A 22304-nucleotide genomic window follows, 5' to 3' on the forward strand; every position below is an offset into this window, starting at 1 on the left:
CGAACTGAGTGTATTATTTTTCTACTTTAGACTCTTCAATTTTTTTAAGCCAATAGGCACTTTTTTCAAGATTTTTCTCAGTTCCAATACCTTCTTGATACATCTGTGTAACTTTAATTTGAGAGTCTAAATTATCATTCCTTGCAGCTTTAAGATAGTATTCATAGGCTTGCTCAAAATTCTGTGACACCCCTTCTCCAGCTTCATACATTTGTGCCAAATTATGCTGAGCATCTGAATAACCTTGGTTCGCAGACAAACTAATCCAGCTGAATGCTTTATTAAAGTCAATATTTACCCCGGCACCAAGATAATAAATAGCCCCCAAAGTATATTGCGCTTTTGGATGAGATTTGTTTGCAGCCTCTTGGACATATTTAAAGCCTTTTGTGTCATCCTGAATAACACCTACACCAGTGATATACATTATTCCAAGAGCAGTCATTGCATTTAAGTCGCCTGTTTTAGAACCTAATTCAAATGCTTTAAGTGCCTTTTCATAATTTTTTTGCTCTATTAATTCAATCCCTCTTTCATACAAACCATCTTCAGCAATTGCTTGAGGAAGTAATAAAATAGAAAAAGATATTAGTAATAAGACTTTAGTTAGAGAGATATTGAATAAATTAGCTGTATTGTTCATTTTGGATTTAAATAATATTGTTTTTGAAATATTATAATTATTTTACAGTTTTTTTTAGATTCTAAACATCACCTCTTGCGACAAACTCTAAAACAGTTGCATTAATACAGTATCTTGGCATTCCATCAGGACCATCATTAAATACATGACCCAAATGAATATCAGAACTTAGAGATCTAATTTCTGTCCGAGTCATACCATAACTAAGATCAATCACTTCATAAACCTCGTTTCGCACAGGCCTTGTAAAGGACAACCAGCCAGACTTTGAATCAAATCGGTCTGCGGTATCAAAAAGAGGCCTTCCAGATAGCTTATCTATAAAAATACCGTCAGGTGTATTCTTAAAAATTTCGTACTGTTCGCAGAACCTTCTATCTGTGCCTTCATTAAATGCAACATTGAAAGCCTCAGAATCTTTACCTAATTTAAATTCACCCAAAGCTTTATAAAAATCATCAGAAGACATTATTCCTTGATGCGCCCATACCTCTTTTCCATTCTCTATTAGAAAAATAGTAGGTGTAGCCCATGTCTCTGTAACTAGCTCAAAACCCTTCAATGAAGATGCTGGCACTGACCTTAAAGGAATAGTTCCCTTATATTTTGACGTTACTAGTTTTTCGAACTCAAGACAAAATAAGCATGTACCTTCAACTTCAGGACCTATAACAATAATTTCTTTTCCACCTAAGGGTGATATATCTGCAACCAATGATTCTTTTGGAGCTTGCTCAATAAAAGTAACGCCCGTGGAATGATCAGGGCAGTAACCATTCGGATTTCTGAGTAAGTAATCTTGATGGTAATCTTCAGCTGGCCAAAATTTTTCTAAAGCTGCCATCTCAGTCATAATTTCACCATAACCTTTTGCTGTTAATAACTTTTGGTATAGTTGGCCTGTCCGATTTGCAATTTCTTTTTGATCATCATTAGTCCAATAAATTGCAGATCGATAGTTATTCCCAACATCATTACCTTGTCTATTCAGTTGGGTTGGATCATGAATCTCCCAAAAATTTTTAAGAAGCGTTTCAGTAGAAACTCTATCCGTGTCATAAATAACTTTAACTGTCTCTGTATGATTAATTAAAGCATTCTTTTTGGTTGATTTTTCCTCGTCAGATAACCCAATATTTTTAAGAACAGAAAGAAAACTTTCGCTTTGAATTCTTCTATTATTAAGAACATCTTGATAGGTTGGATTATCATAGCTTCCACCAGAGTAACCAGAAACAACGTCAACAACACCTTCAATATTTTCAAAGTTTTTTTCAACACCCCAAAAACAGCCAGCAGCAAAAAAGATTTCTAAAATCACAATTACATCCTTTTAATTCTAATTGATAAAAAAAATAAATTCTACACTTGGTAGATGAATAGAAAGTGTTTAATATGTGAAGAATAAAGAATTTAAAAAGAGGTAATAATTTTGTAAATTAAAAAAGAATTAATCTATATAGTCTCATTATCATGAGTAAATTGAGCGGTTAGAGATAAAATTACTGCACTGAGAAAAATTACTTGGCAATCTTTAAATAGCCTTTTATGTATGCAGATGAAATAGTAACTTTGTTGGTTGCTTTTTTTGAATTAAAACGCATTGTAAAGCCATTTTCCATATTATTTTTCAAGAAATCATCATGCAAATCTAATGTCATTATTTGCTTATATTTACAACTTGTTGCAGTACATCCTGAGACAATTTCTGAACCTAAAATAATATCACTTTGATCTAAGTCACAGCTATTCCATGCATCACATAAATTAGCTGAAAAGTAATTTCTTCTGGAGTCAGAAGTATATGTAATTGATAAATTAAGTTGATGTTTTAAAAAACCACCATTCTGATCCTTTAGTCCACTTAAATAATAGTCTTGCAACTCAATATCACCAATAAGAATGCCTTTTTTTATAGATTCAGATATTTTAGGTCCTATAAAATTAGAATTGTAGTCTGAAACAATTACCATATCTGCAAAAATTTTCGATTCTGCTAATTCAACCTCAGCTTGAATTTTCTCATCCCTGACCTTGTTCAATTGTCCAGTTACTACTGAAATTGTGTGAAAGCTTTTGAGCTTAGCTGCCTCAATTAAATTCTCCTCATGAGTCAAACCTAAAGAAAGAATCCTTTGTGTTTCATCTGCAGATGAGGAGACAGGCTCGAGCTCTATTGAAGAGCAGCCAATCAGACCAAAAGATAGTAATGAGATTAGTAGTAATTTTTTCATGTTTTTATTATAAAGTATACAAAATTCAAATTTATTTAAATTGGTAGTCACGGTCAGATTTGAACTGACGACTTCCACCATGTCATGGTGGCACTCTAACCAACTGAGTTACGCGACTATAAAATACAGAATTATACTGTTTCGAATACAGAACGTATAATTTTTTGTATTCTTATAGCGGCTTCGTATCGGTTTTCAGCATTTTTAATTGGCCTACCCACTACTATATAGTCAGAACCGCTTTTAAACGCAGTTGCAACATCTACTATTCGTTTCTGATCATCATCATTAGCTACTGGACGAATACCTGGAGTCACTGCAATAAGTTTATTATCAACATATTCACGAATATATGGAACCTCTAAACCAGAAGAGACAATACCATCACATCCAGCTTCAAAAGCTCTTTTAGCTCTCGAAATAACTAAGTCTTTCACATTACAGTCAAACCCAAGATCATCCAAATCAGCCCTATCAAGGCTAGTTAAAGCCGTAACAGCGAGAATTTTCAAATTCTTTTTATTTTCAGCTGCTTTTTCCATTAAAGCTTGATTGCCATGGATAGTTGCAAAAGTTGCGCCGTAATCACTTAGCCTTGCAATTGTCCTACCAACTGTCTCTGGCACATCAAAAAATTTTAAATCAACAAAGACTTTTTTGTCTTTTGCTATTAACCAATCTAGTAACTCAAAATATTGGCCTGTCATTAAAAGTTCCATACCAATTTTATAAAAGTTAACACTGTCACCTAACTCTGTGACAATTTTTTTGGCTTCTGAAACTTCAGGAACATCTAATGCAAAGATTAAACGATCTTCAATTCTTATATCTTTCATGAGTTTTTAATAATTTAAAAAGGCTATTACAGTAAATTTATGACTAGCTTTATTATATAGATAAGGGCAATAACTAGACTGAAGAAATATATTTTTTAGTCGCATTAAATAAGATTTTTGCAGCACGCTCACCTAAATGAATGTGATCAAATAGAAGCCATTGCCCTTTTGACTTAGCCACTTCGTCCCATGACTTTTTAAAAATATAGTGATGCATCATTCCACCATAAATTCTTCTAATAATTGGAATTGAGCTTGGATCATAATCACTTTTAACTGGGTAAGTTCTTTTAGATAATTCATTCCATAAAAGGTTTGAGACTGGAATAAGGTTAATGTTTTTATTTTTTGCTGTTAACTCTATGAAGTCATTAAATTTTCTTACATGTTCATTAATTGCAGAATCTTTATTCTCACCAATAGGTGGAAGTGTACATAAGGCAATTTTCGATGTCCCATCTAGTTTATCAAGAAGTTTGGGTAATAATTTCTGATAGCTTTCAAAAGTTGGAATTTCTGGCAATTTATTACTCGACTTGTACCGCTCACCTGACTTCTTATTGAAAGAGGCCATTGCATCATTAGATCCAATCATCAGGATGATTATGTCAGGACTACAATTTATAATTGACTGAATTCTGTTATTTACTTGCCATACTACATCTCCATTAATGCCTTCATTAAGGACTGTATCTTCTGGATACTTATTACGAAGGCTTTCAACCCAGCATTCTCCAATATTTCCATGTGTTAATGAGTCTCCAATACAGGCTATAACTCGACCAGATTTTAAAGATAGCTTCTTAGATAGATCATCAGCCCTTCCTTTAGGGGGGGTTGCTGCTATGGAGGAAACATAGAAAAAAGCAACTATAATTAAAATTACAGTTGCTATTAGTAAATATAAGGCGAATAGAAGCACTAAGAATTAAAGCTCAGCTAGGGCAAATTAATTACCAAGACCGTCAACAGTTACCTCAATTTTTATAACATCGCTAGAAGGTCTTCTGTTACTTTTAAAGCTAACATCACGACCAGCATAGTCAACTGTAACCAAATAATGACTTAATCTTTTTTCAATGACTTGTCTAGTTTTAGTTTCACAAACTTCTTGCCTAATTACTTTTTTACCACTTGTGTTAGCAAGTTTTTCAGCATCATTAGCAATTGAAGCGCCCATAAGCGCTCCAAAAAGAGTCATAGCATCGTTACCATCACCTTTTCCAAGTTTGTTACCAATAGCACCTCCTATAACAGCCCCCATAAGTTCATTGGTTGCACTCCCATCACCACTTTGAACTGTCTCTTGAATATAACAATCTTGATAAGGCTCATCGACTCTATAGTTTTTATAGACTTTTTCAACTGACGTTACAGTAGCAGAATCTACAAAGCTTCCTGCAAAAGTCAATTGAGATGAAAAGATAAATAAAGAAATTAGTGAAATTTTTAAGATAGCTTGCATAAGTATGCTCCAATAATGTTTAACCCCTATAATGTAAATTATATACTTTTTTGGAAATATTTTTGGAATTAGTTAGCAATAATTTATATTATATTCATGACCCAATGTGCTCCTGGTGCTGGGCATTTCGTCCAATATGGCATAAAGTGTTAAAAGAATTACCGAGTCATATAAATGTTTACTATCTATTGGGTGGACTTGCTCCTGATAGCGATTTACCAATGCCTTTAGAAACTCAAAAATACGTTAAAGACAATTGGATAAAAATTCAAAAAGTTGTCCCTGGTACAGAATTTAATTACGATTTTTGGACTCTAAATGAGCCGAAGCGCTCAACATATATCTCCTGTAGGGCGGTTATTGCTGCAAAAAGACAGGGCCCTGATTTTGAAGTTTTAATGACTGAAGGAATCCAAAAGGCTTACTATCTAAATGCCTTAAACCCCTCAAATGAAGATACATTAATTAACATTGCTCAGGAAATAGGGTTAAGTAAAGAATCATTTGAGGAGGATCTAAAATCAAGTGAAGTTAATGACCTTCTTCTTGATCAGATTCACACAACAAAAACCATGCCAATAAGCGGTTTCCCATCATTAGTTTTAGTTAAAGAGAACAATCTTAAAAAGGTAAAAATTGACTACTTAAACTCTAATTATATTATTAATCAAATAATCACTTGAATAATTACTCATAAGTGGCAATAATATACCGCTTGCCTTGGTAGCTCAGCTGGATAGAGCGCTCGCCTCCTAAGCGAGGGGTCACAAGTTCGAATCTTGTCCAGGGCACCAAACTTAAAGAGCTCTTACAGTTAAAATTCCCTCAACTCGTTGTATATTTTCAATGGCGGTATTTGAAATTTCATTTTCAAGATCAATAAGTGTATAGGCAAAATCTCCTCTAGACTTATTTATCATATCAAGAATATTGGCCTCTTCCTCAGCTATGGCTTTTGTTATTTGACGAACCATATTTGGAATATTTCTATGGGTAATAGCTAATCGCTCTTTGCCATCTCTAGGCATCCTTGCATCAGGAAAGTTAACAGAATTCACAATATTTCCATTTTCAAGATAATCTTTGATTTGCTTAACAATCATAACTGCGCAATTATCTTCTGCCTCGGATGTAGAGGCCCCAAGATGGGGAAGTGCAATGACTCTTTCATGATTTTTTTTGTCATTGACTGGGAAATCAGTGACGTAATACTTAACTTTGCCAGAGTCGAGTGCTTTCATTAATGCGTCTTCATCAACAATCCCATCTCTTGACATGTTAATTATTACTGAGCCCTCAGGTAACAAGGCAATACGTTTTGCATTTAATAAGTTTTTAGTTTCATCAATTAAGGGAACGTGAAAAGAAACAAAATCACTCTTAGAAAATAATTCTTCTAAAGTAGTCGCATCTTCAACTTCAGAAGAAATTTTCCAAGCATTCTTCTTAGTGATTGATGGGTCAAAACCAATAACATCCATACCCAACGTATAAGCTGCATTTGCAATTTCAACACCAATAGCACCAAGACCAACAATTCCTAGTGTTTTGCCTGGTAATTCCGAGCCTGAATATTGTTTTTTTCCATCCTCTACGGTTAACTTAAGGTTCTCAAGGGGTAAATTATTTACATAGTTCCATGCCTGGCAAATATTACGACTAGCAAGAAGCATTGAAGAAATAACAAGTTCCTTAACTGCATTAGCATTTGCGCCTGGAGTGTTAAATACTACCACTCCTTTGTTACTCATTTTTTCAAGTGGGATATTGTTCACTCCTGCTCCAGCGCGGCCAATAGCTTTAAGGTTTTCCCCAATTTCTAATTCATGCATCTTGGCGCTTCGCACAAGTATGGCATCTGGGTTATTATCTTTTACTGAAACATCATAAATATCACTAGAAAATTTATCTAAACCTAGAGATGAAATGTTATTTAAAACTTGTACTTTATGCATTACCCATAATCCTTTTCAAAATCAATCATAAAATTAACTAAGGCATCAACGCCCTCTTGAGGCATTGCGTTATAAATGCTAGCTCTCATTCCTCCAACACTTCGATGACCCTTGAGTGCAAGTAATCCTGCTTCTTTTGAGCGTTCTAAAAATAAGCCATTTAGACTGTCATCTGCTAATAAAAATGGAACATTCATCCAAGAGCGATATTTAATTGAAACTGGATTTGAATAAAAATCAGAGTTATCAATTACCTTATAAAGTGTTTTTGCTTTCGTATGATTTATTTTTTGAATCACACTCAAGCCTCCCTGCTCTTTAAGCCATTCAAAAACGCGCCCAGCGACATACCATGGAAAAGTAGCTGGAGTATTAAACATAGACTCATTGTTAGCTTGAGTTGAATAGTCAAAGAGTTTTGGTTGTCCTTTAACTACGTTACCAATTAAGTCCTCTCTTACAATAATAATTGTTAAGCCAGCAGGTCCAATATTTTTTTGAGCGCCTGCATAAATAACACCATATTTAGAAACATCAATTTCTCGAGAAAGAATTGTTGAGGACATATCAGCAACTAATGGGATATCAACTTCAGGAATATAATCAAACTCTAGTCCAGCAATTGTTTCATTTGGGGTGTAATGAAGATAAGCAGAATCTTGATCAATATTCCAATTTTTAAAATCATCAATATCAGTAAAATTATTCTCTGAGCTATCTGTACAAACATTAACTTTACAATAACGCTGTGCTTCAGCAATTGCTTTTACTGACCAGTGCCCTGTATTTGAATAGCAAGCTTTAGACTTTCCTCTTAACAGATTAATTGGAACCATTGAAAACTGAGCAGAGGCGCCACCCTGAAGAAACAAAACCTTGTAATTACTTGGAATATTTAAAAGATCTCTCAAATCCTTTTCAGATTTTTGAGCGGCCTCCATAAAGTCAACTCCTCTATGCGAAATTTCCATTACTGAGGCTTTCGAGTTTCCATACTCAATAAGCTCTTGCTGAATTTGTTTAAGTACTAAAGTAGGCAGCATTGCTGGCCCAGCACTAAAATTATATGTTTGTGTCATAATAGTTAAATGGTTTCAACCTTTTTTTTAAAAAAATAAAAAAAAACGCTCAGCTGTGCTCAATCTTGATAAGCCCATCCAAACGTCAATGTTTTAGCAAAAATAACCTTCGTTGGTTATAAATTGTGATTGATTATACCTAAGCCAAAATGAACTGAAATTTACCTTTTATGTCAATTTGTTACATTTTTTAAATTATGAATTCAAGACAAAGTGACTAAATATGAAATAAAAAAAAATCAGATCCTGTAAAATATTGATGCCAACATCCTTAACAAATCATTCATTTATTAATGGAAACACTCATAATCCATACTCAAGATTTAATTATTGCTGAAAAGCTTACAAGGAGCCTTAAAGGCGACTTGGAAAAGCGAAAAAATCACTTTAGAATCCACACTAACTTTAATTTTACTATTGAAAAACTAAGACTTGAAAATACAGTTGACATAAATTTACATCATAAGAAGTTTAATTTTTCAGATATTAAATTAGTGGTTAGTGATATGGACTCAACCTTAATAACAATTGAGACGATTGATGAGATTGCTAAAGAGTCAGGAATGTCCGGTGAAGTTGCTTTAATTACTGAACAAGCAATGCAGGGTAATCTGGATTTTACTGAGTCCTTTAAAAAAAGGGTATCAATACTTAAAGGAGTCAACACTTCAGCATTTGAGTCTGTTTATACTAACTCTTTAAAATTAAGCCCTGGAGCCAAAGAGCTAATCAATTTCTTTAAATCAATAAGTGTAAAGTCAGCTATTATCTCAGGTGGCCTGAGTTATTTTGCTGATCGCCTTCATAAAAGTTTAGGAGTGGATACCTTTAGAGCCAACAATGTAGAGGTGATTGATAGCTGCCTCACTGGAGCAGTCTTAGGAAAAGTTATTGATGCCAATGAAAAAGCAAATTATATTAATGAGCTATGTGCGCTTTACCAACTAAAAAGAGCGCAAGTCATTGCTATTGGTGATGGTGCTAATGATTTAGAAATGATGAAAATTTCTGGCATTTCTGTTGCCTACCATGCCAAACCCTTATTGCAAAAAAATTGTGATGTAATTATCAACTATGGTGGTCTCGACTCTGTGATTGATTTTTTTGAAGAAGATGGTTATTAATCAAACTAATAACAAAATATTTAATCTTAATTAAATATAAATTTTCATATAAAACTCATGAAAAATTCACTAAAATCTCAACAGTGTTGCCTACACTGTTAATCTATTATTTTATTTATTTACAATCAATCATGAATATAAATTTTAAGTTATTTACTATATTTTTAGCCCTTTTTGCAATCCAGGCTATGGCTGATAGTCATATGCATACTGTTAGCGGAACAGTTACTGGATGTTCAACTAAGAATGCGGTCCATGTTCTTATTTATGAAGAGTCAGGATGGAAGGGCATGAATCATAGTCAAGAAAAAATTTATGAGCCAAGTAAAAGCGGTACTTGTGATGTTTCTTGGAGTATGGAAGTTCCTTCGGGTCCATACGCACTTGCTTCATTTGAAGATGAAAATGGTAATGGTAAGTTGGATTTCTTTTTCTTTATCCCTAAGGAGCCAGCAGGCTTTTATCAATTTAGTGGAATGGGCGCTCCTAAGTTTGACAAAATGAAAATTGATGTTGATAAAGACATGGACAGCATTGAAATAGCTTTACCATAATATATTCAAACTAGTGTTTAAATACTTCTGACAGTGACTACTTCAATTATTGCTGGTTCTACGGGCCTTATAGGCGGAAATGTGATTAAAGTTCTGTCTAGTAAAAAACAGGGCGCTATTGCTCTAACTCGAAGAGCAATTCCCAACCTTCCACCCAACATTACAGAAATGGTTATTGATTTTGATGCTTTTGAAAAAAATGGCTCTCTACCCTCTTGTAATAATGTATTTATTTGTCTTGGAACAACAATTAAAACTGCTGGAAGTAAAGAGAATTTTAGAAAAGTTGATATAGATTATTGCCTTAGTATTGCTAGAAAAGCCAAAGAATCGGGCGCTGAAACATTGAGTCTTATTTCTTCCATAGGTGCAAACAGTTCTTCAAAAAATTTCTATCTAAGGACAAAGGGTGAACTTGAAGAGTCCATTCAAAGCCTTGGCTTTTCAACAGTAAATATATTTAGGCCTAGTTTTTTAGTTGGAGAGCGCTCTGAAAAAAGACTAGCTGAAAAAATAGCAATAAATCTTGCAAAGATAATGGATCTTTTTTTAATTGGAACTGCAAGTAAATACAGAAGCGTTAAGGCAGAGTCTCTTGCTAAGACTATGGTTTTAAAAGCTGATGTTAAGCCTGGAATTAATTACTTCTATTTTGATGACTTTCTTAAATAACTCTATTTAAAAGTTACCAATACTTTTTACAAGAAGCGCTTTAACTATCCACTGAATTAATCTTATTCGAAATATAAGCTGTCACTGGTATAATATCCGCCATCTAAGTAACGTACATCAATAGGCAATGTCTGGCAATTCATTTGGAAAACTATTCACACTAACAACCGCTGGCGAAAGTCATGGAGATGCTCTTGTAGGTATTGTAGATGGATGCCCTCCAGGTATGAAGCTTAAAGAAGAGGATCTTCAAGGTGACTTAGATCTTAGAAAGCCAGGAAGCTCAAGACACACCACGCAAAGAAGAGAGTCAGATACCATCAAAATAGTTTCTGGAACTTTTGAGGGTGTAACTACTGGAACCCCTATTGCCCTTTTGATTGAAAATACCGATCAAAGACCAAGAGACTACACAAAAATTGCAAACTCTTTTAGGCCTGGTCATGCAGATTTCACGTATCAACAGAAATATGGAATTAGAGATTACCGTGGTGGTGGCCGCTCTTCTGCTAGAGAAACTGCAATAAGAGTAGCAGCTGGCGGCATTGCTAAAAAATATCTAAAAGAAAAATATGGTATTGAAATTCGTGGGTACTTAGCCCAACTAGGACCAATTTCTTTTGAAAATTTTGACTGGAAGGAGGTTCATAACAATCCTTTCTTTTGTCCTGATACCAGCAAAGTAAATGAACTAGAAGACTATATGGATAACCTTAGAAAGTCAGGTGATTCAATTGGCGCAAGAATCAACATCGTTGCTAGCAAAATGATTACAGGACTTGGTGAACCGATTTTTGATAGACTTGATGCTGATATTGCGCACGCAATGATGAGCATTAACGCTGTAAAAGGTATTGAAATTGGTGCTGGATTTGATGTTGTTAATCAAAAAGGCTCGCTTCATAGAGATCCAATTACTCCTGAAGGATTTACATCAAATAACTCTGGAGGGATACTTGGTGGTATCAGCTCTGGTCAAGACCTTCTAGTTTCTATTGCCCTCAAGCCAACTTCCAGCATAAGACTTACTGCAGATAGTATTGATAAAAAGGGTAAAGCAACAGAAATTAGCACCACTGGCAGACATGACCCTTGCGTCGGTATTAGGGCAACCCCAATTGCAGAAGCAATGCTAGCAATTACATTAATGGATCACGCACTTAGACATCGCGCTCAAAATGCTGATGTCTCATCAACTACACCGCCTGTCCCTGCTGAAAAGCCTTAGTTACAACCCAACCTAAAAGGAAATAATGTTTAAGCTCATTCATAAGCGCGTTCCCAGTAACGCAAAAAACGATATCTTATCAGGACTGACAGTAGCATTAGCATTGGTCCCTGAAGCTGTTGCATTTGCCCTTTTGGCAGGATTAAACCCACTAGTTGGGCTCTATGCCGCCTTTACTATTGGGCTCATTACATCAATCATAGGTGGAAGGCCCGGAATGATCTCTGGCGCTACAGGTGCTATTGCAGTTGTCATTGGAACCTTAGTTGCCATTCATGGGGTGGAGTACCTATTTGCAGCTGTCGTGTTAACTGGGCTCATTCAAATTGTATTTGGTCTATTTAAGATGGGTAAATTTATAAGACTTGTTCCTCACCCAGTTTTTTTAGGCTTTGTAAATGGCCTAGCAATTGTCATTTTTCTAGCGCAGGTTAAACAATTTAAAGTTGGCGGCGAGTGGATTACTGGAACCCCTCTAATGTTAATGCTAGTAATTGTTGCAATAACAATGGCTATTATTCATTTTTTACCAAGATTAACTCGCGCAGTACCATCAACTCTAGTTGCAATTGTAATTGGAACAGTGGCTGTATTATTTTTAGGGCTTGATACTAGGACAGTTGGAGATATTGCGCCTATTGGTGGTGTATTTCCTCCATTTCATTTACCCGATGTGCCAATTGATTTTGAGATGCTTAAAATTATTTTTCCTTACGCAATGATTATGGCTTTAGTTGGGCTTATTGAAAGCTTATTAACACTTAACTTAATTGATGATTTAACAGAAACTACAGGTCAGCCAAATCGTGAATGTATTGGACAAGGCGTTGCCAATACGGTTACAGGTCTTTTTGGCGGAATGGGTGGCTGCGCAATGGTCGGGCAAAGTCTGATTAATATTAAGTCTGGAGGAAGGGGAAGACTCTCTGGAATAGTTGCATCTGTGGTACTACTATTTTTTATACTCTATCTTTCTAAATACATAGAAATGATTCCAGTTGCGGTTCTAATTGGCGTCATGATGATGGTCGTAATTGGCACTTTTGAGTGGGGCTCATTTCGATTATTTGGCAAGGTTCCAATGCCCGATATTATTGTTGGAATATCAGTTGCAGTAATAACTGTATTAACAGATAACTTAGCACTTGCAGTCATAACTGGCGTTATTATGTCCGCGCTTTCATATGCCTGGGAGTCTGCTGGAAAAATACAGTCTGTTGAAGAAGTTGAGTCAGATGGGAAAAAGACATACAGACTCCATGGCGCAATATTTTTTGCATCAATCAATACTTTTCATGCGATTTTTAGCCCCAAAGAAGACCCTGAAAATGTTTACATAGATTTTGAGGACTCAAGAGTGATAGATCACTCTGCAATTGAAGCAATTGATAAGCTTGCTGATCGTTACCAAAAAGCAGGGAAAACCCTACATTTAGTTCATCTTAGTGAAGAGTGCAGATTACTTCTAAAAACAGCAAAACATTTAGTCGAGGTCAACGTCCTTGAAGACCCTCACTATCATGTCGCAATTGATAAAGCAAAGGCTAGAATTGAAGGAACCCTCTCTACTTAGAAGCTTACTAATTTATACTTCCAGACTAGAGATTTTAAAGGTTAACTATTTTCCTTTTTCGTCACCCCAAAGTATCTTATGAAGTTGCACCTGAAGTCGAACATTAAGTTGTTTCTCTAAGATCCAATCTGCTAATTGTGCTGGCTTTAAGCTTTCATAAACGGGTGAAAACAGGACATCTGATAAAATTTCATGGTCTTTTAAAATACTACAACACCAATCAAAATCTAACCTTGAAGCGATAACAAACTTGAGCTGATCTTTGTTTTCTAAAAGCGCAATATTTTCATATCTATTTTGGTGTTGCTCTGTTGATGAAGGGGTTTTAAGATCCATCACAATAGATACATTTTTATTTACCCTTGAAATATCAATACTGCCACTTGTTTCCATTGACACCTTGTATCCCTTCTCTATCAAAGTATCCAACAAACCAAGGCAATTACTTTGCGCCATTGGCTCTCCGCCCGTAACACATACATAGTGAGATTTATATTTTGAAATCTCAGCTAATATTTGCTCAATTGATAAAGGATTGTTGCCTTTGAATGCATACGCAGTATCACAATAATTACATCTTAATGGGCACCCTGTAAGTCGAACAAATACAGTTGGAATTCCAACCTCTCTTGCCTCTCCTTGAAGCGAGTAGAAGATCTCAGTAATATTTAATGTCATATTATTTAAATTGCCCATCTCTTAATCGTTTTATTTGATTTCTAGTGTCTGCTGCCTGCTCAAATTTTAAATCCTCAGCAAACTTATACATCTCTTTTTCAAGTCGCTTTAGTTCTTTGGAGAGCTGAACAGGAGATAATTTTACTTGAATAGTTTCAGATATTAAATCATCAATATCAGACGCTGAAAGGTCTGTATCTAAAATATCAACAATCGGCTTCACAACGCCCATGGGTATTATTCCATGTTTTTTGTTATAGGCCTCCTGCTTGTCTCTTCTTGCAGATGTAACATCCATTGCTCTTTGTATTGAGTTAGTAATCCTGTCAGCATATAAGATAACGCTTCCATTAATATTTCGAGCAGCCCTTCCCATCGTTTGTATTAAAGATCGCTCTGAGCGAAGGAAACCTTCTTTATCTGCATCTAAAATTGCAACTAAAGATACCTCTGGAATATCTAATCCTTCTCTTAAAAGATTTATCCCAACCAAAACATCAAAAACACCAAGACGTAAGTCTCGAATAATTTCTACCCTTTCAACAGTATCAATATCAGAATGAAGATACCTTACTTTTACATTATGATCATTTAAGTAGTCACTGAGCTGCTCTGACATCTTCTTAGTCAGTGTTGTCACTAAGACCCTTTCTTTTACAGCAACCCTTTTATGAATTTCAGATAGTAAATCATCAACCTGCGTTTCAACGGGCTTAATAACAATGCCTGGATCTAATAATCCAGTTGGCCTGACAACTTGCTCAGCAATAACAGTTGACATCTCTAATTCAAATTTTGCTGGAGTTGCTGAAACCAAAATACACTGGTTCAGCCTTTCAGAAAATTCTTCAAATCTAAGTGGTCTATTGTCTAGAGCTGATGGCAGGCGAAAACCAAAGTCTACAAGCGTTGTTTTTCTAGCCCTATCACCATTGTACATTGCCCCTATTTGGCTCACTGTAACGTGGGACTCATCTAAGATAATTAATGAATCTTCGGGCATATAATCAAACAGGGTTGGTGGCGGTTCTCCAGGTTTTCTTCCAGATAAATAGCGGGAATAATTCTCAATGCCTGAGCAATAACCTAGCTCTCTCATCATCTCCATATCCTGCGCTACTCTTTGAGAAAGTCTTTGATCTTCAACTAATTTATTTTGAGAGAGTAGTTCTTTTTTCCTTAAGCCAAGCTCAACCTTAATATCATCAAGGATATTTAATATGGTTGATTTAGGGGTAACGTAATGTGTCTTTGGATAAATAGTAACCCTTTGAAGAGACTTTAGTTTTTCTCCTGTTAATGGATCAAACCATGAAAGGCTTTCCACCTCATCATCAAACATCTCTATTCGAATTGCTCGCTCTTCAGAGTCTGCTGGAAATATATCAATTACCTCACCCTTAACTCTAAAATGACCTCGGATTAATGTAATGTCATTTCTTGAATATTGCATCTTGGATAATGTCGCAAGAATTTCTCTTTGCTTTGCAACCTCCCCAACAGTTAAATGAAGTAGCATTTTCATATAGCTTTCAGGATCCCCAAGACCATAGATAGCGGAAACACTTGCAATAATTATTACGTCTTTGCGCTCAAGAAGTGATTTGGTAGCAGAAAGTCTCATCTGTTCTATCTGTTCATTTATTGATGCATCTTTCTCAATAAATGTGTCTGAAGCAGGAACATATGCCTCTGGCTGGTAATAATCATAATAAGACACAAAGTACTCAACAGCATTGTTAGGAAAGAATTCTTTCATTTCACTATAAAGCTGAGCAGCTAAAGTTTTATTTGGAGCCATAATCAGACTCGGTTTTTGACTCTTCTCTATAACATTTGCAAGAGTAAATGTTTTGCCTGAGCCCGTGACACCAACGAGCGTTTGATACTTCTCTCCAGCCTCAATTCCGTCTAGTAACGTTTGAATAGCTTTTGGCTGATCACCCTTAGGTGAAAAATTTGATTTCAGTTGAAATTTTCTAGCCATTATTGGCAGTTTTTGATTAAAATAAAACCCTTAATTTTAAACCATTTAAAGAGCACAGTAAATGTCAACTATCCTATCAAATCGTGTACAAAAAGTTAAACCTTCTGCAACTATGGCTGTCAGCGATAAAGCCAAAAAATTAAAGTCACAAGGAATACAAATAATTTCAATGGGATCGGGTGAGCCAGACTTTGATACTCCCGTAAATATTCAAAAAGCGGCTATTACTGCAATTGGCTCTGGAGATACAAGATATACCCCAGCTGATGGAACTGCAGAACTAAAAAAAGCAGTCTGTGAAAAATTTAAAAGAGAGAATGGATTAGATTATTCCTTAAATGAAGTAATGGTTTCTTGTGGTGGTAAACAAGTTTTTTATAACCTCTGCCAAGCAATCCTTAACGAAGGTGATGAAGTAATCATACCAACTCCTTACTGGGTTTCATATCCTGACATGGCTATTCTTGCTGATGCGACTCCTATCTTTATTGAGGCTGGCTTAGAGCAAGACTTTAAAATAACTCCAGATCAACTAGAAGCTAGCATCACGGATAAATCCAAACTTTTTGTTCTTAATAGCCCCTCTAACCCAACAGGCTCAGTTTATAGTGAATCAGAAATTAAAGCCCTTGGTGAGGTTTTGAAAAAATACCCTCAAGTTCTTACTATAAGCGATGATATATACGAGCATATAAGGTGGGGTGATGATAATTTCGTAAATATTGCAATGGCGTGTCCAGAGCTTAAAGATAGGGTTGTAATTCTTAATGGTGTATCTAAAGCCTATGCAATGACTGGGTGGAGAATTGGTTATGCTGCTGGACCTGAAACAGTAATTAAAGCCATGAAAAAAATTCAAGGGCAGTCAACCTCTAATCCAAGCTCAATTTCTCAAGCTGCCGCTCTTGAAGCAATTACAGGCGATCAGTCATTCATATCAATGATGGTTGAGGCTTTTGAGCGTCGCCATGAGTTTCTTGTTGATAGTTTGAATGCTATAGATGGAATTGAGTGCCCAAGATCTGGTGGAGCCTTCTATTCTTTTCCTAAAGTCCAAGGATTAATTGAAAGAATTGGTCTTAAAGATGACGTTGAGTTTTCAACTTATTGTCTTGAAAAACTAAGCTTGGCTGTAGTTCCAGGTTCTGCCTTTGGAGCACCAGGTTACGTTAGGCTATCTTTTGCAACCAGCATGGATAACATTAAATTATCGGTTGAGAAATTAGCAAGCATCTAAACATACAATTGCTTACATATTTTTGCTTGACATCAAAAATTTCTTAAGATAACCTCTACTAATATTAATTGGAGATACATTATGCTAGATAAAAGAAAATTCTATATCAATGGACAATGGGTTGAGCCATCAACTAAGAATGACTTTGACGTCATCAACCCTTCTGATGAAACAGTTTGTGCAGTGATTTCTCTCGGCTCTCAAAGTGATACCGAAGCTGCAATTGCAGCTGCAAGAGCAGCACTACCAATGTGGTCTGCCTCAACAAAAGCAGACAGAATAGCACTACTTGAAAGACTTTATACAATCTATGAAAGAAGAATGGATGACATGGCTGAAGTCATTTCGATTGAAATGGGAGCACCTATTGACTTTTCTAAAGCGTCACAGGCACCTTCAGGAACAAGTGCTATTGAAGATTTTCTTAACCAACTTAGAAAGTTTGAGTTTGAAGAACAACTTGATGACTCAGACAATCAATTAATTTATGAGCCAAAAGGTGTTTGCGCACTAATTACGCCATGGAACTGGCCAATAAGCCAAGTAGCTCTTAAAGTTATACCCGCAATTGCTGCTGGATGTACTATGGTTTTAAAGCCTTCAGAGCTTGCTCCTTTAGATTCAATGATTTTTGCTGAAATGCTTGAAGAAGCAGGATGTCCTGCTGGAGTATTTAACCTTGTTAATGGAGATGGCATTGGTGTTGGAAGTCAGCTGACCTCTCACCCTGATGTTGATATGGTTTCTTTCACAGGCTCAACAAGAGCTGGCGCACTAATTTCTCATAACGCTGCTGACGACTTTAAGAGAGTTGGATTAGAGCTTGGAGGTAAAGGAGCCAATATTATTTTTGCAGATGCAGACGAAAAAGCTGTTAAGAGAGGCGTAAGACACTGCTTCAATAACACGGGTCAATCTTGTAATGCTCCTACTAGAATGCTCGTTGAGCGCTCAGTTTATGATCAAGCAGTTGCGATTGCTAAAGAAACTGCAATCTCTACAAATACTGATATTGCTTCAAAGTCTGGAAAGCATCTAGGTCCTGTTGTATCTCAACTTCAATTTGATAAAATTCAAGTGTTAATACAGGCAGGAATTGATGAGAATGCAACCTTGGTCGCTGGAGGAACTGGCAAGCCTGAAGGATTAGAGACAGGTTATTTTGTAAAGCCAACTATCTTTGCTGATGTTAATAACCAAATGACGGTTGCAAGAACTGAAATTTTTGGACCCGTCCTCTCCATGATTCCATTTGATACTGAAGAAGAGGCAATTAAAATTGCAAATGACACACCATATGGCCTTACCAATTACGTTCAAACTCAAGATCAAGAAAAAGCAAAAAGAGTGTCTAAAAAATTACTTTCTGGGATCGTAGAAGTTAACGGAAAAAGCTCTGCAAGTGGTGCACCATTTGGCGGCTATAAGCACTCAGGTATTGGGCGTGAAGGTGGCTCTCTTGGACTTAAAGAGTTCATTGAAGTCAAAGTAGTTACTGGCTGGAGTTAATTAGATAGCTTGATCTTGAATGGCTTTAAAAAAAATTGCCATTGGTGGAATTAGCACAGAGTGCAGTAGTTATTCACCCCTATATCAAAAGAAAGACGACTTTCAAAGTATCCAAGGTCAAGCTTTGCTTGACCTTGTTGATTTTCCCTTTAGTGAATTTGACATAAAGCCTTATCCACTATTCTTTAACAAGTCAGTTCCTGGCGGCCCAATTGATAGAGAATACTTTACTCAAATGAAATATCAATTCATTGAGGATATTCACTCTCTAGGAGAACTAGAAGGGGTTCTCCTATTAATGCATGGTGCAATGTATGTTGATGGTATTGAGGACCCAGAAGGAGAGTGGATTGCGTCAGTTCGCAAAGAAGTTGGGCCAAAATGCATCATTTCAGTAAGCTTCGATCTGCATGGTCAGATGACCAATCAAATTATTAGTAATATAGACGCTTTTGCAGCTTTTAAGACTGCTCCTCATATTGATGTTAAAGAAACTTATCAGCGGTCATCAGTGATGCTTTGTAAGGCTCTTAATGAAAACTATAGGCCCTATGTTCTCTGGTCAGCAATACCTGTTTTAGTCTCGGGAGAAATGTCTTCAACACTTGTAGAGCCCTGCCAATCAATCTATGAAAGTCTTGACCTTTACAATCAAGAATCTAATATCCTCGATTGTAATCTAATGATTGGTTACGTTTGGGCAGACACTAAAAGAGCCACAGCTTCTTCTATTGTGACTTGCACTAATGAGAAATCTGGCGCTATCATCTGTAAAAGTATTGCTAATCTCTACTGGGACAATCGAAAAAAACTAAAATATGGCATGAAGTCAGAAGATATTCATAGCGCCCTTGAGTTTTGTCAGGATGATTTTTCAATAATCGCAGATAGTGGTGATAATCCTACTGCAGGCGGAGTTGGGGATAGGGCTGATATTCTAAAAGTAATCTTAGAAGCTAATTCAAAAGAAACTTTGATTGCAGGTATTGCATCAAAATCAGCCTATGATGAACTAAAAAAAGGCAATGAATTTACTATTGGCGGGACATTTGGTGGGGGTGGACCTTCATTAATACTAACTGCTGATAGCGTCTATTTTCAAAATCAATGTGCAATAGTCAAAGTAAATAAAACAACAATTGTGGTAACCAAACTGAGAAGGCCATTTCATAAGCTTAAAGATTTTAATGATTTAAAAATAAATCTACGTAGCTTCCAGTTACTCATTGTTAAATCTGGGTATCTTTCACCAGACCTTGAAAATCTTTCAGTGCCTTCATTTATGGTTTTGTCTGATGGCGCTGTAAATCAAGACTTAAGCTCAATTTCTAATAAGCAAAGAAATAAAAAGACATACCCATTTCAGGACTTTTATGACTTTACTCCTGAGGCAAGTAATGGCAAATCAATTGTTAGTTAATTGCATTTAAAATAGCGCTAAAAAGTAACTGCTCATTCCACTAATTTGGTCCTACTCCAACTCTTACAAAAACCATATCCTTTGGAAGAATAACATAAACCTATTTGAATTATATCTTTTTAATGCATACGTATCTTTCTGGTAGAATTTTATCTAGCGTTATCAGAGCTTTACAAATAAGTTTTAGCGTTATTTTTTAAATAAAGGGGAAATAAATATGAGTTTATCTTTAATTTTTAGGCTTAATGCAGCTTTTGGTCTGCTTTGGGGTATACAATTAATTTTTCTGCCAAACATGATGTTTGCAATGTATGGATGGGCGCCGTCTGTTGGTCTTATTGCATTAGCCCAAGCTGCTGGAACTGCAATGACAGGAATTGCCATTCTTTCTTTTGGCTTACCAAATTGGACAAGTGAAGGACAGCTTAAAACTGCTGCAAAATCTTTAGCTCTTATAGCGGTTTTATTTACACTCCTTCAATTGTATCAAATACTGATTTCTCAATCAGCTCCTGGGGCAGCTATGGACTGGATTAGCACTGTGATAACGGCTCTTTTTGCAATTGGCTTTTTTATGAAATCTAGATAAATAAAATAAAATCTTTTAGTTATTAAAAGGAGGTCATAATTGACCTCCTTTTTTTGTATAAATCAAAATGAACTCTAAGCAAATCTTATTAGCTCTTATTGTTCCTATTACTTGGGGCTTAGGGTTTACTCTAGCGAAAATTGGAATGGAGCAGTTTCCAGCTCTCCTTATCATGACAATTCGCTTTGGTATTGCAGGTTTAATTCTTGTTTGGTTTACAAAGCCACCATGGGGTCACATGCGTGAAATTTTTGTTGTTGCACTTATTGGCTCAACGATTCAATATGGTCTTACCTACAATGGTCTCAAGGGTATTGATGCCTCTACTGCAGCAATCCTAGTTCAGCTTGAAGGTCCAATTTTAGCAATTATGGGGGCATTTCTATTAAAGGAAAAGCTTGGTATTACTAGGGCATTAGGAATGGGGCTTGCTTTTATTGGTGTCCTGATAATTACAGGAGAACCCAGACTAGACGGTCACCTTGACAGCGTTATATTATTAATTGCAGGCTCCGCTGTATGGGCGGTTGCACAGATAATGATTAGCCGACTTAAAGGCCTCTCAGGAATTACCATATTAGCCTGGGTTGCAATCATGGCTACCCCACAAATGTTTGTAGCATCTTTACTAATTGAAGATGGACAGTGGCTTGCAATAACAACTGCTAGCTTCATTGACTGGTCAATTATTCTATACTTAGCATTGATTATGACTGTATTAGGTTATAGCGTTTGGTATCACTTATTGAGCAGTGTGGATGTAAGTAAAGTATCGCCTTTTTTAATGCTACTTCCGATTACCTCAATTATTGCGGGAATAGTTCTGCTTGATGAAAAATTAACTTCCTCAATGATACTGGGAGGTTTGTTAATTATGTCTGGGGTTGCCAGCACACTTATTAGTTGGAACTGGCCAAGGAAACAAATTAACTTGTAACTATAATTTATTTATAAAATGGATCAACTGACTCAAATTGTGTTGTTAATTTTCTGACCCATTTAGAGAACATAACTCCCTTATTAAGCTGCATAGAATTATTATCTGACCGAGAATTTTTCATCTCATCTCCATTTAATGGAAGCTCCATTTGCTCTTGAAGAAATTTAGATTCTTTATCTAAATCTTTTCTTAAATCTTTTAATTTATCAATCACACTATTTTTTGACATTGACTATCACTCCTTATTAAAGTTAATTTACTTATCGCGCTTTTTGAGCGTTCCTTTAGAATTTTTTAAGGAAGCCTTGAACTTGCTATCCCATTTCTTACTTAGCTTTGATGAAGTGAGATCTTGATAATCAACACCACTAATATCTTTAAACTCAGAAATTGCATCTTCCATAGCTGTTTCAAATACGCCTGAAAGAGTCATGCTATATCCAAACTGTTCTGCAGCAGTTGCAGCTCCTTTAAACGCCTCAAAAATAGGTCTACGAATTCTTACGCTAACCACTCTCTTTTCATCCTCTTTTTGATTTTTTGTTACGTATTTACCCATCTAAAGATTTATTAATTTACTA

The 22304-nt window shown here is 35.8% G+C and carries 23 protein-coding genes and 2 tRNA genes; 12 read left to right on the forward strand and 13 right to left on the reverse strand.

The window, feature by feature from the left end:
* Positions 1–13 precede the first annotated feature (13 nt).
* The 7 genes from ABXT51_RS05650 to ABXT51_RS05680 all read right to left on the reverse strand — a co-directional run bounded on the left by ABXT51_RS05650 (position 14) and on the right by ABXT51_RS05680 (position 5178).
* Positions 14–643 (reverse strand): tetratricopeptide repeat protein, encoded by a 630-nt coding sequence (locus ABXT51_RS05650; protein WP_416694359.1) that lies wholly within the window; start codon positions 641–643, stop codon positions 14–16.
* 61 nt (positions 644–704) lie between these two features.
* The gene (msrA, locus tag ABXT51_RS05655) at positions 705–1964 is read right to left on the reverse strand and encodes a peptide-methionine (S)-S-oxide reductase MsrA (protein ID WP_416694361.1); all 1260 of its coding nucleotides are present in this window, start codon (positions 1962–1964) and stop codon (positions 705–707) included.
* A gap of 199 nt (positions 1965–2163) precedes the next feature.
* Entirely contained in the window at positions 2164–2877 is a 714-nt protein-coding gene (locus tag ABXT51_RS05660) for a hypothetical protein (RefSeq protein ID WP_416694363.1), read from the reverse strand.
* 41 nt (positions 2878–2918) lie between these two features.
* Positions 2919–2995: transfer RNA gene (locus ABXT51_RS05665), tRNA-Val, on the reverse strand.
* Between the two features lie 13 nt (positions 2996–3008).
* A complete protein-coding gene (gene pyrF, locus ABXT51_RS05670) occupies positions 3009–3713 on the reverse strand; it encodes an orotidine-5'-phosphate decarboxylase (protein WP_416694365.1) in 705 nt (234 codons plus the stop codon).
* 73 nt (positions 3714–3786) lie between these two features.
* The gene (locus ABXT51_RS05675; RefSeq protein ID WP_416694367.1) at positions 3787–4635 is read right to left on the reverse strand and encodes an SGNH/GDSL hydrolase family protein; all 849 of its coding nucleotides are present in this window, start codon (positions 4633–4635) and stop codon (positions 3787–3789) included.
* Between the two features lie 27 nt (positions 4636–4662).
* Positions 4663–5178: a glycine zipper 2TM domain-containing protein gene (locus ABXT51_RS05680; RefSeq protein ID WP_416694369.1), complete on the reverse strand. Its 516-nt coding sequence runs from the start codon at positions 5176–5178 to the stop codon at positions 4663–4665.
* Between the two features lie 62 nt (positions 5179–5240).
* Between ABXT51_RS05680 and ABXT51_RS05685 the strand changes: the two genes are divergently transcribed.
* Complete coding sequence (locus ABXT51_RS05685; RefSeq protein WP_416694371.1) at positions 5241–5861, forward strand: DsbA family protein; 621 nt, start codon at positions 5241–5243, stop codon at positions 5859–5861.
* 34 nt (positions 5862–5895) lie between these two features.
* Positions 5896–5972: transfer RNA gene (locus ABXT51_RS05690), tRNA-Arg, on the forward strand.
* A gap of 3 nt (positions 5973–5975) precedes the next feature.
* On the opposite strand, the gene ABXT51_RS05695 is transcribed toward ABXT51_RS05690, so the two are convergent.
* Together ABXT51_RS05695 and serC are read right to left on the reverse strand one after the other, a co-directional pair.
* Positions 5976–7133: a phosphoglycerate dehydrogenase gene (locus tag ABXT51_RS05695; RefSeq protein WP_416694373.1), complete on the reverse strand. Its 1158-nt coding sequence runs from the start codon at positions 7131–7133 to the stop codon at positions 5976–5978.
* The gene (gene serC, locus ABXT51_RS05700; RefSeq protein WP_416694375.1) at positions 7133–8212 is read right to left on the reverse strand and encodes a 3-phosphoserine/phosphohydroxythreonine transaminase; all 1080 of its coding nucleotides are present in this window, start codon (positions 8210–8212) and stop codon (positions 7133–7135) included. The genes ABXT51_RS05695 and serC overlap by 1 nt, the downstream gene beginning before the upstream one ends.
* Positions 8213–8505: 293 nt before the next feature.
* On the opposite strand from serC, the gene serB reads away from it, so the two are divergent.
* The 5 genes from serB (at position 8506) to ABXT51_RS05725 (ending at position 13363) form a co-directional block, all read left to right on the forward strand.
* Positions 8506–9336, forward strand: coding sequence for a phosphoserine phosphatase SerB (gene serB / locus ABXT51_RS05705; protein ID WP_416694377.1), 831 nt, complete (start codon positions 8506–8508; stop codon positions 9334–9336).
* Positions 9337–9467: 131 nt separating this feature from the next.
* Positions 9468–9890 carry a DUF2141 domain-containing protein gene (locus ABXT51_RS05710; protein ID WP_416694379.1) on the forward strand — a complete coding sequence of 141 codons (423 nt, stop codon included), beginning with the start codon at positions 9468–9470 and terminating at the stop codon, positions 9888–9890.
* Between the two features lie 33 nt (positions 9891–9923).
* Positions 9924–10562: a hypothetical protein gene (locus ABXT51_RS05715; protein WP_416694381.1), complete on the forward strand. Its 639-nt coding sequence runs from the start codon at positions 9924–9926 to the stop codon at positions 10560–10562.
* Positions 10563–10689: 127 nt separating this feature from the next.
* On the forward strand, positions 10690–11790 hold the full coding sequence (gene aroC / locus ABXT51_RS05720; protein ID WP_416694383.1) for a chorismate synthase: 1101 nt from the start codon (positions 10690–10692) through the stop codon (positions 11788–11790).
* 25 nt (positions 11791–11815) lie between these two features.
* Positions 11816–13363: a SulP family inorganic anion transporter gene (locus ABXT51_RS05725; RefSeq protein ID WP_416694385.1), complete on the forward strand. Its 1548-nt coding sequence runs from the start codon at positions 11816–11818 to the stop codon at positions 13361–13363.
* 45 nt (positions 13364–13408) lie between these two features.
* Here the strand turns inward: ABXT51_RS05725 and queE are convergent, their stop codons facing one another.
* Entirely contained in the window at positions 13409–14059 is a 651-nt protein-coding gene (gene queE, locus ABXT51_RS05730) for a 7-carboxy-7-deazaguanine synthase QueE (protein WP_416694387.1), read from the reverse strand.
* Positions 14043–16028 (reverse strand): excinuclease ABC subunit UvrB, encoded by a 1986-nt coding sequence (uvrB, locus tag ABXT51_RS05735; protein WP_416651065.1) that lies wholly within the window; start codon positions 16026–16028, stop codon positions 14043–14045. The genes queE and uvrB overlap by 17 nt, the downstream gene beginning before the upstream one ends.
* 61 nt (positions 16029–16089) lie before the next feature.
* Between uvrB and ABXT51_RS05740 the strand changes: the two genes are divergently transcribed.
* From ABXT51_RS05740 to ABXT51_RS05760, 5 genes are all read left to right on the forward strand, one after another.
* Positions 16090–17265, forward strand: a complete 1176-nt coding sequence (locus ABXT51_RS05740) for a pyridoxal phosphate-dependent aminotransferase (RefSeq protein WP_416694389.1) — start codon at positions 16090–16092, stop codon at positions 17263–17265.
* Between the two features lie 81 nt (positions 17266–17346).
* The gene (locus tag ABXT51_RS05745) at positions 17347–18774 is read left to right on the forward strand and encodes an aldehyde dehydrogenase family protein (RefSeq protein WP_416694391.1); all 1428 of its coding nucleotides are present in this window, start codon (positions 17347–17349) and stop codon (positions 18772–18774) included.
* Between the two features lie 19 nt (positions 18775–18793).
* The gene (locus tag ABXT51_RS05750; protein ID WP_416694393.1) at positions 18794–20194 is read left to right on the forward strand and encodes a M81 family metallopeptidase; all 1401 of its coding nucleotides are present in this window, start codon (positions 18794–18796) and stop codon (positions 20192–20194) included.
* 217 nt (positions 20195–20411) lie between these two features.
* On the forward strand, positions 20412–20783 hold the full coding sequence (locus tag ABXT51_RS05755) for a hypothetical protein (protein ID WP_416694395.1): 372 nt from the start codon (positions 20412–20414) through the stop codon (positions 20781–20783).
* Between the two features lie 67 nt (positions 20784–20850).
* Entirely contained in the window at positions 20851–21720 is an 870-nt protein-coding gene (locus tag ABXT51_RS05760) for a DMT family transporter (RefSeq protein ID WP_416694397.1), read from the forward strand.
* A 7-nt stretch (positions 21721–21727) separates the two neighbouring features.
* Here the strand turns inward: ABXT51_RS05760 and ABXT51_RS05765 are convergent, their stop codons facing one another.
* Together ABXT51_RS05765 and ABXT51_RS05770 are read right to left on the reverse strand one after the other, a co-directional pair.
* A complete protein-coding gene (locus ABXT51_RS05765) occupies positions 21728–21952 on the reverse strand; it encodes a hypothetical protein (protein ID WP_416694399.1) in 225 nt (74 codons plus the stop codon).
* A 27-nt stretch (positions 21953–21979) separates the two neighbouring features.
* Positions 21980–22282, reverse strand: a complete 303-nt coding sequence (locus ABXT51_RS05770; RefSeq protein WP_416694401.1) for a hypothetical protein — start codon at positions 22280–22282, stop codon at positions 21980–21982.
* Positions 22283–22304 lie beyond the last annotated feature (22 nt).

Origin of the sequence: Candidatus Pseudothioglobus sp. Uisw_050_01 (genome assembly GCF_048085775.1) — a bacterium.
GTDB lineage: Bacteria > Pseudomonadota > Gammaproteobacteria > PS1 > Pseudothioglobaceae > Pseudothioglobus.

Coding starts and splice junctions, on each gene's coding strand:
- ABXT51_RS05650 (WP_416694359.1), bottom strand. CDS start 643: ATGAACAATACAGCTAATTTATTCAATATCTCTCTAACTAAAGTCTTA.
- ABXT51_RS05660 (WP_416694363.1), bottom strand. CDS start 2,877: ATGAAAAAATTACTACTAATCTCATTACTATCTTTTGGTCTGATTGGC.
- pyrF (WP_416694365.1), bottom strand. CDS start 3,713: ATGAAAGATATAAGAATTGAAGATCGTTTAATCTTTGCATTAGATGTT.
- ABXT51_RS05680 (WP_416694369.1), bottom strand. CDS start 5,178: ATGCAAGCTATCTTAAAAATTTCACTAATTTCTTTATTTATCTTTTCA.
- ABXT51_RS05695 (WP_416694373.1), bottom strand. CDS start 7,133: ATGCATAAAGTACAAGTTTTAAATAACATTTCATCTCTAGGTTTAGAT.
- serC (WP_416694375.1), bottom strand. CDS start 8,212: ATGACACAAACATATAATTTTAGTGCTGGGCCAGCAATGCTGCCTACT.
- serB (WP_416694377.1), top strand. CDS start 8,506: ATGGAAACACTCATAATCCATACTCAAGATTTAATTATTGCTGAAAAG.
- ABXT51_RS05710 (WP_416694379.1), top strand. CDS start 9,468: ATGAATATAAATTTTAAGTTATTTACTATATTTTTAGCCCTTTTTGCA.
- aroC (WP_416694383.1), top strand. CDS start 10,690: ATGTCTGGCAATTCATTTGGAAAACTATTCACACTAACAACCGCTGGC.
- ABXT51_RS05725 (WP_416694385.1), top strand. CDS start 11,816: ATGTTTAAGCTCATTCATAAGCGCGTTCCCAGTAACGCAAAAAACGAT.
- queE (WP_416694387.1), bottom strand. CDS start 14,059: ATGGGCAATTTAAATAATATGACATTAAATATTACTGAGATCTTCTAC.
- uvrB (WP_416651065.1), bottom strand. CDS start 16,028: ATGGCTAGAAAATTTCAACTGAAATCAAATTTTTCACCTAAGGGTGAT.
- ABXT51_RS05740 (WP_416694389.1), top strand. CDS start 16,090: ATGTCAACTATCCTATCAAATCGTGTACAAAAAGTTAAACCTTCTGCA.
- ABXT51_RS05745 (WP_416694391.1), top strand. CDS start 17,347: ATGCTAGATAAAAGAAAATTCTATATCAATGGACAATGGGTTGAGCCA.
- ABXT51_RS05750 (WP_416694393.1), top strand. CDS start 18,794: ATGGCTTTAAAAAAAATTGCCATTGGTGGAATTAGCACAGAGTGCAGT.
- ABXT51_RS05755 (WP_416694395.1), top strand. CDS start 20,412: ATGAGTTTATCTTTAATTTTTAGGCTTAATGCAGCTTTTGGTCTGCTT.
- ABXT51_RS05760 (WP_416694397.1), top strand. CDS start 20,851: ATGAACTCTAAGCAAATCTTATTAGCTCTTATTGTTCCTATTACTTGG.
- ABXT51_RS05765 (WP_416694399.1), bottom strand. CDS start 21,952: ATGTCAAAAAATAGTGTGATTGATAAATTAAAAGATTTAAGAAAAGAT.
- ABXT51_RS05770 (WP_416694401.1), bottom strand. CDS start 22,282: ATGGGTAAATACGTAACAAAAAATCAAAAAGAGGATGAAAAGAGAGTG.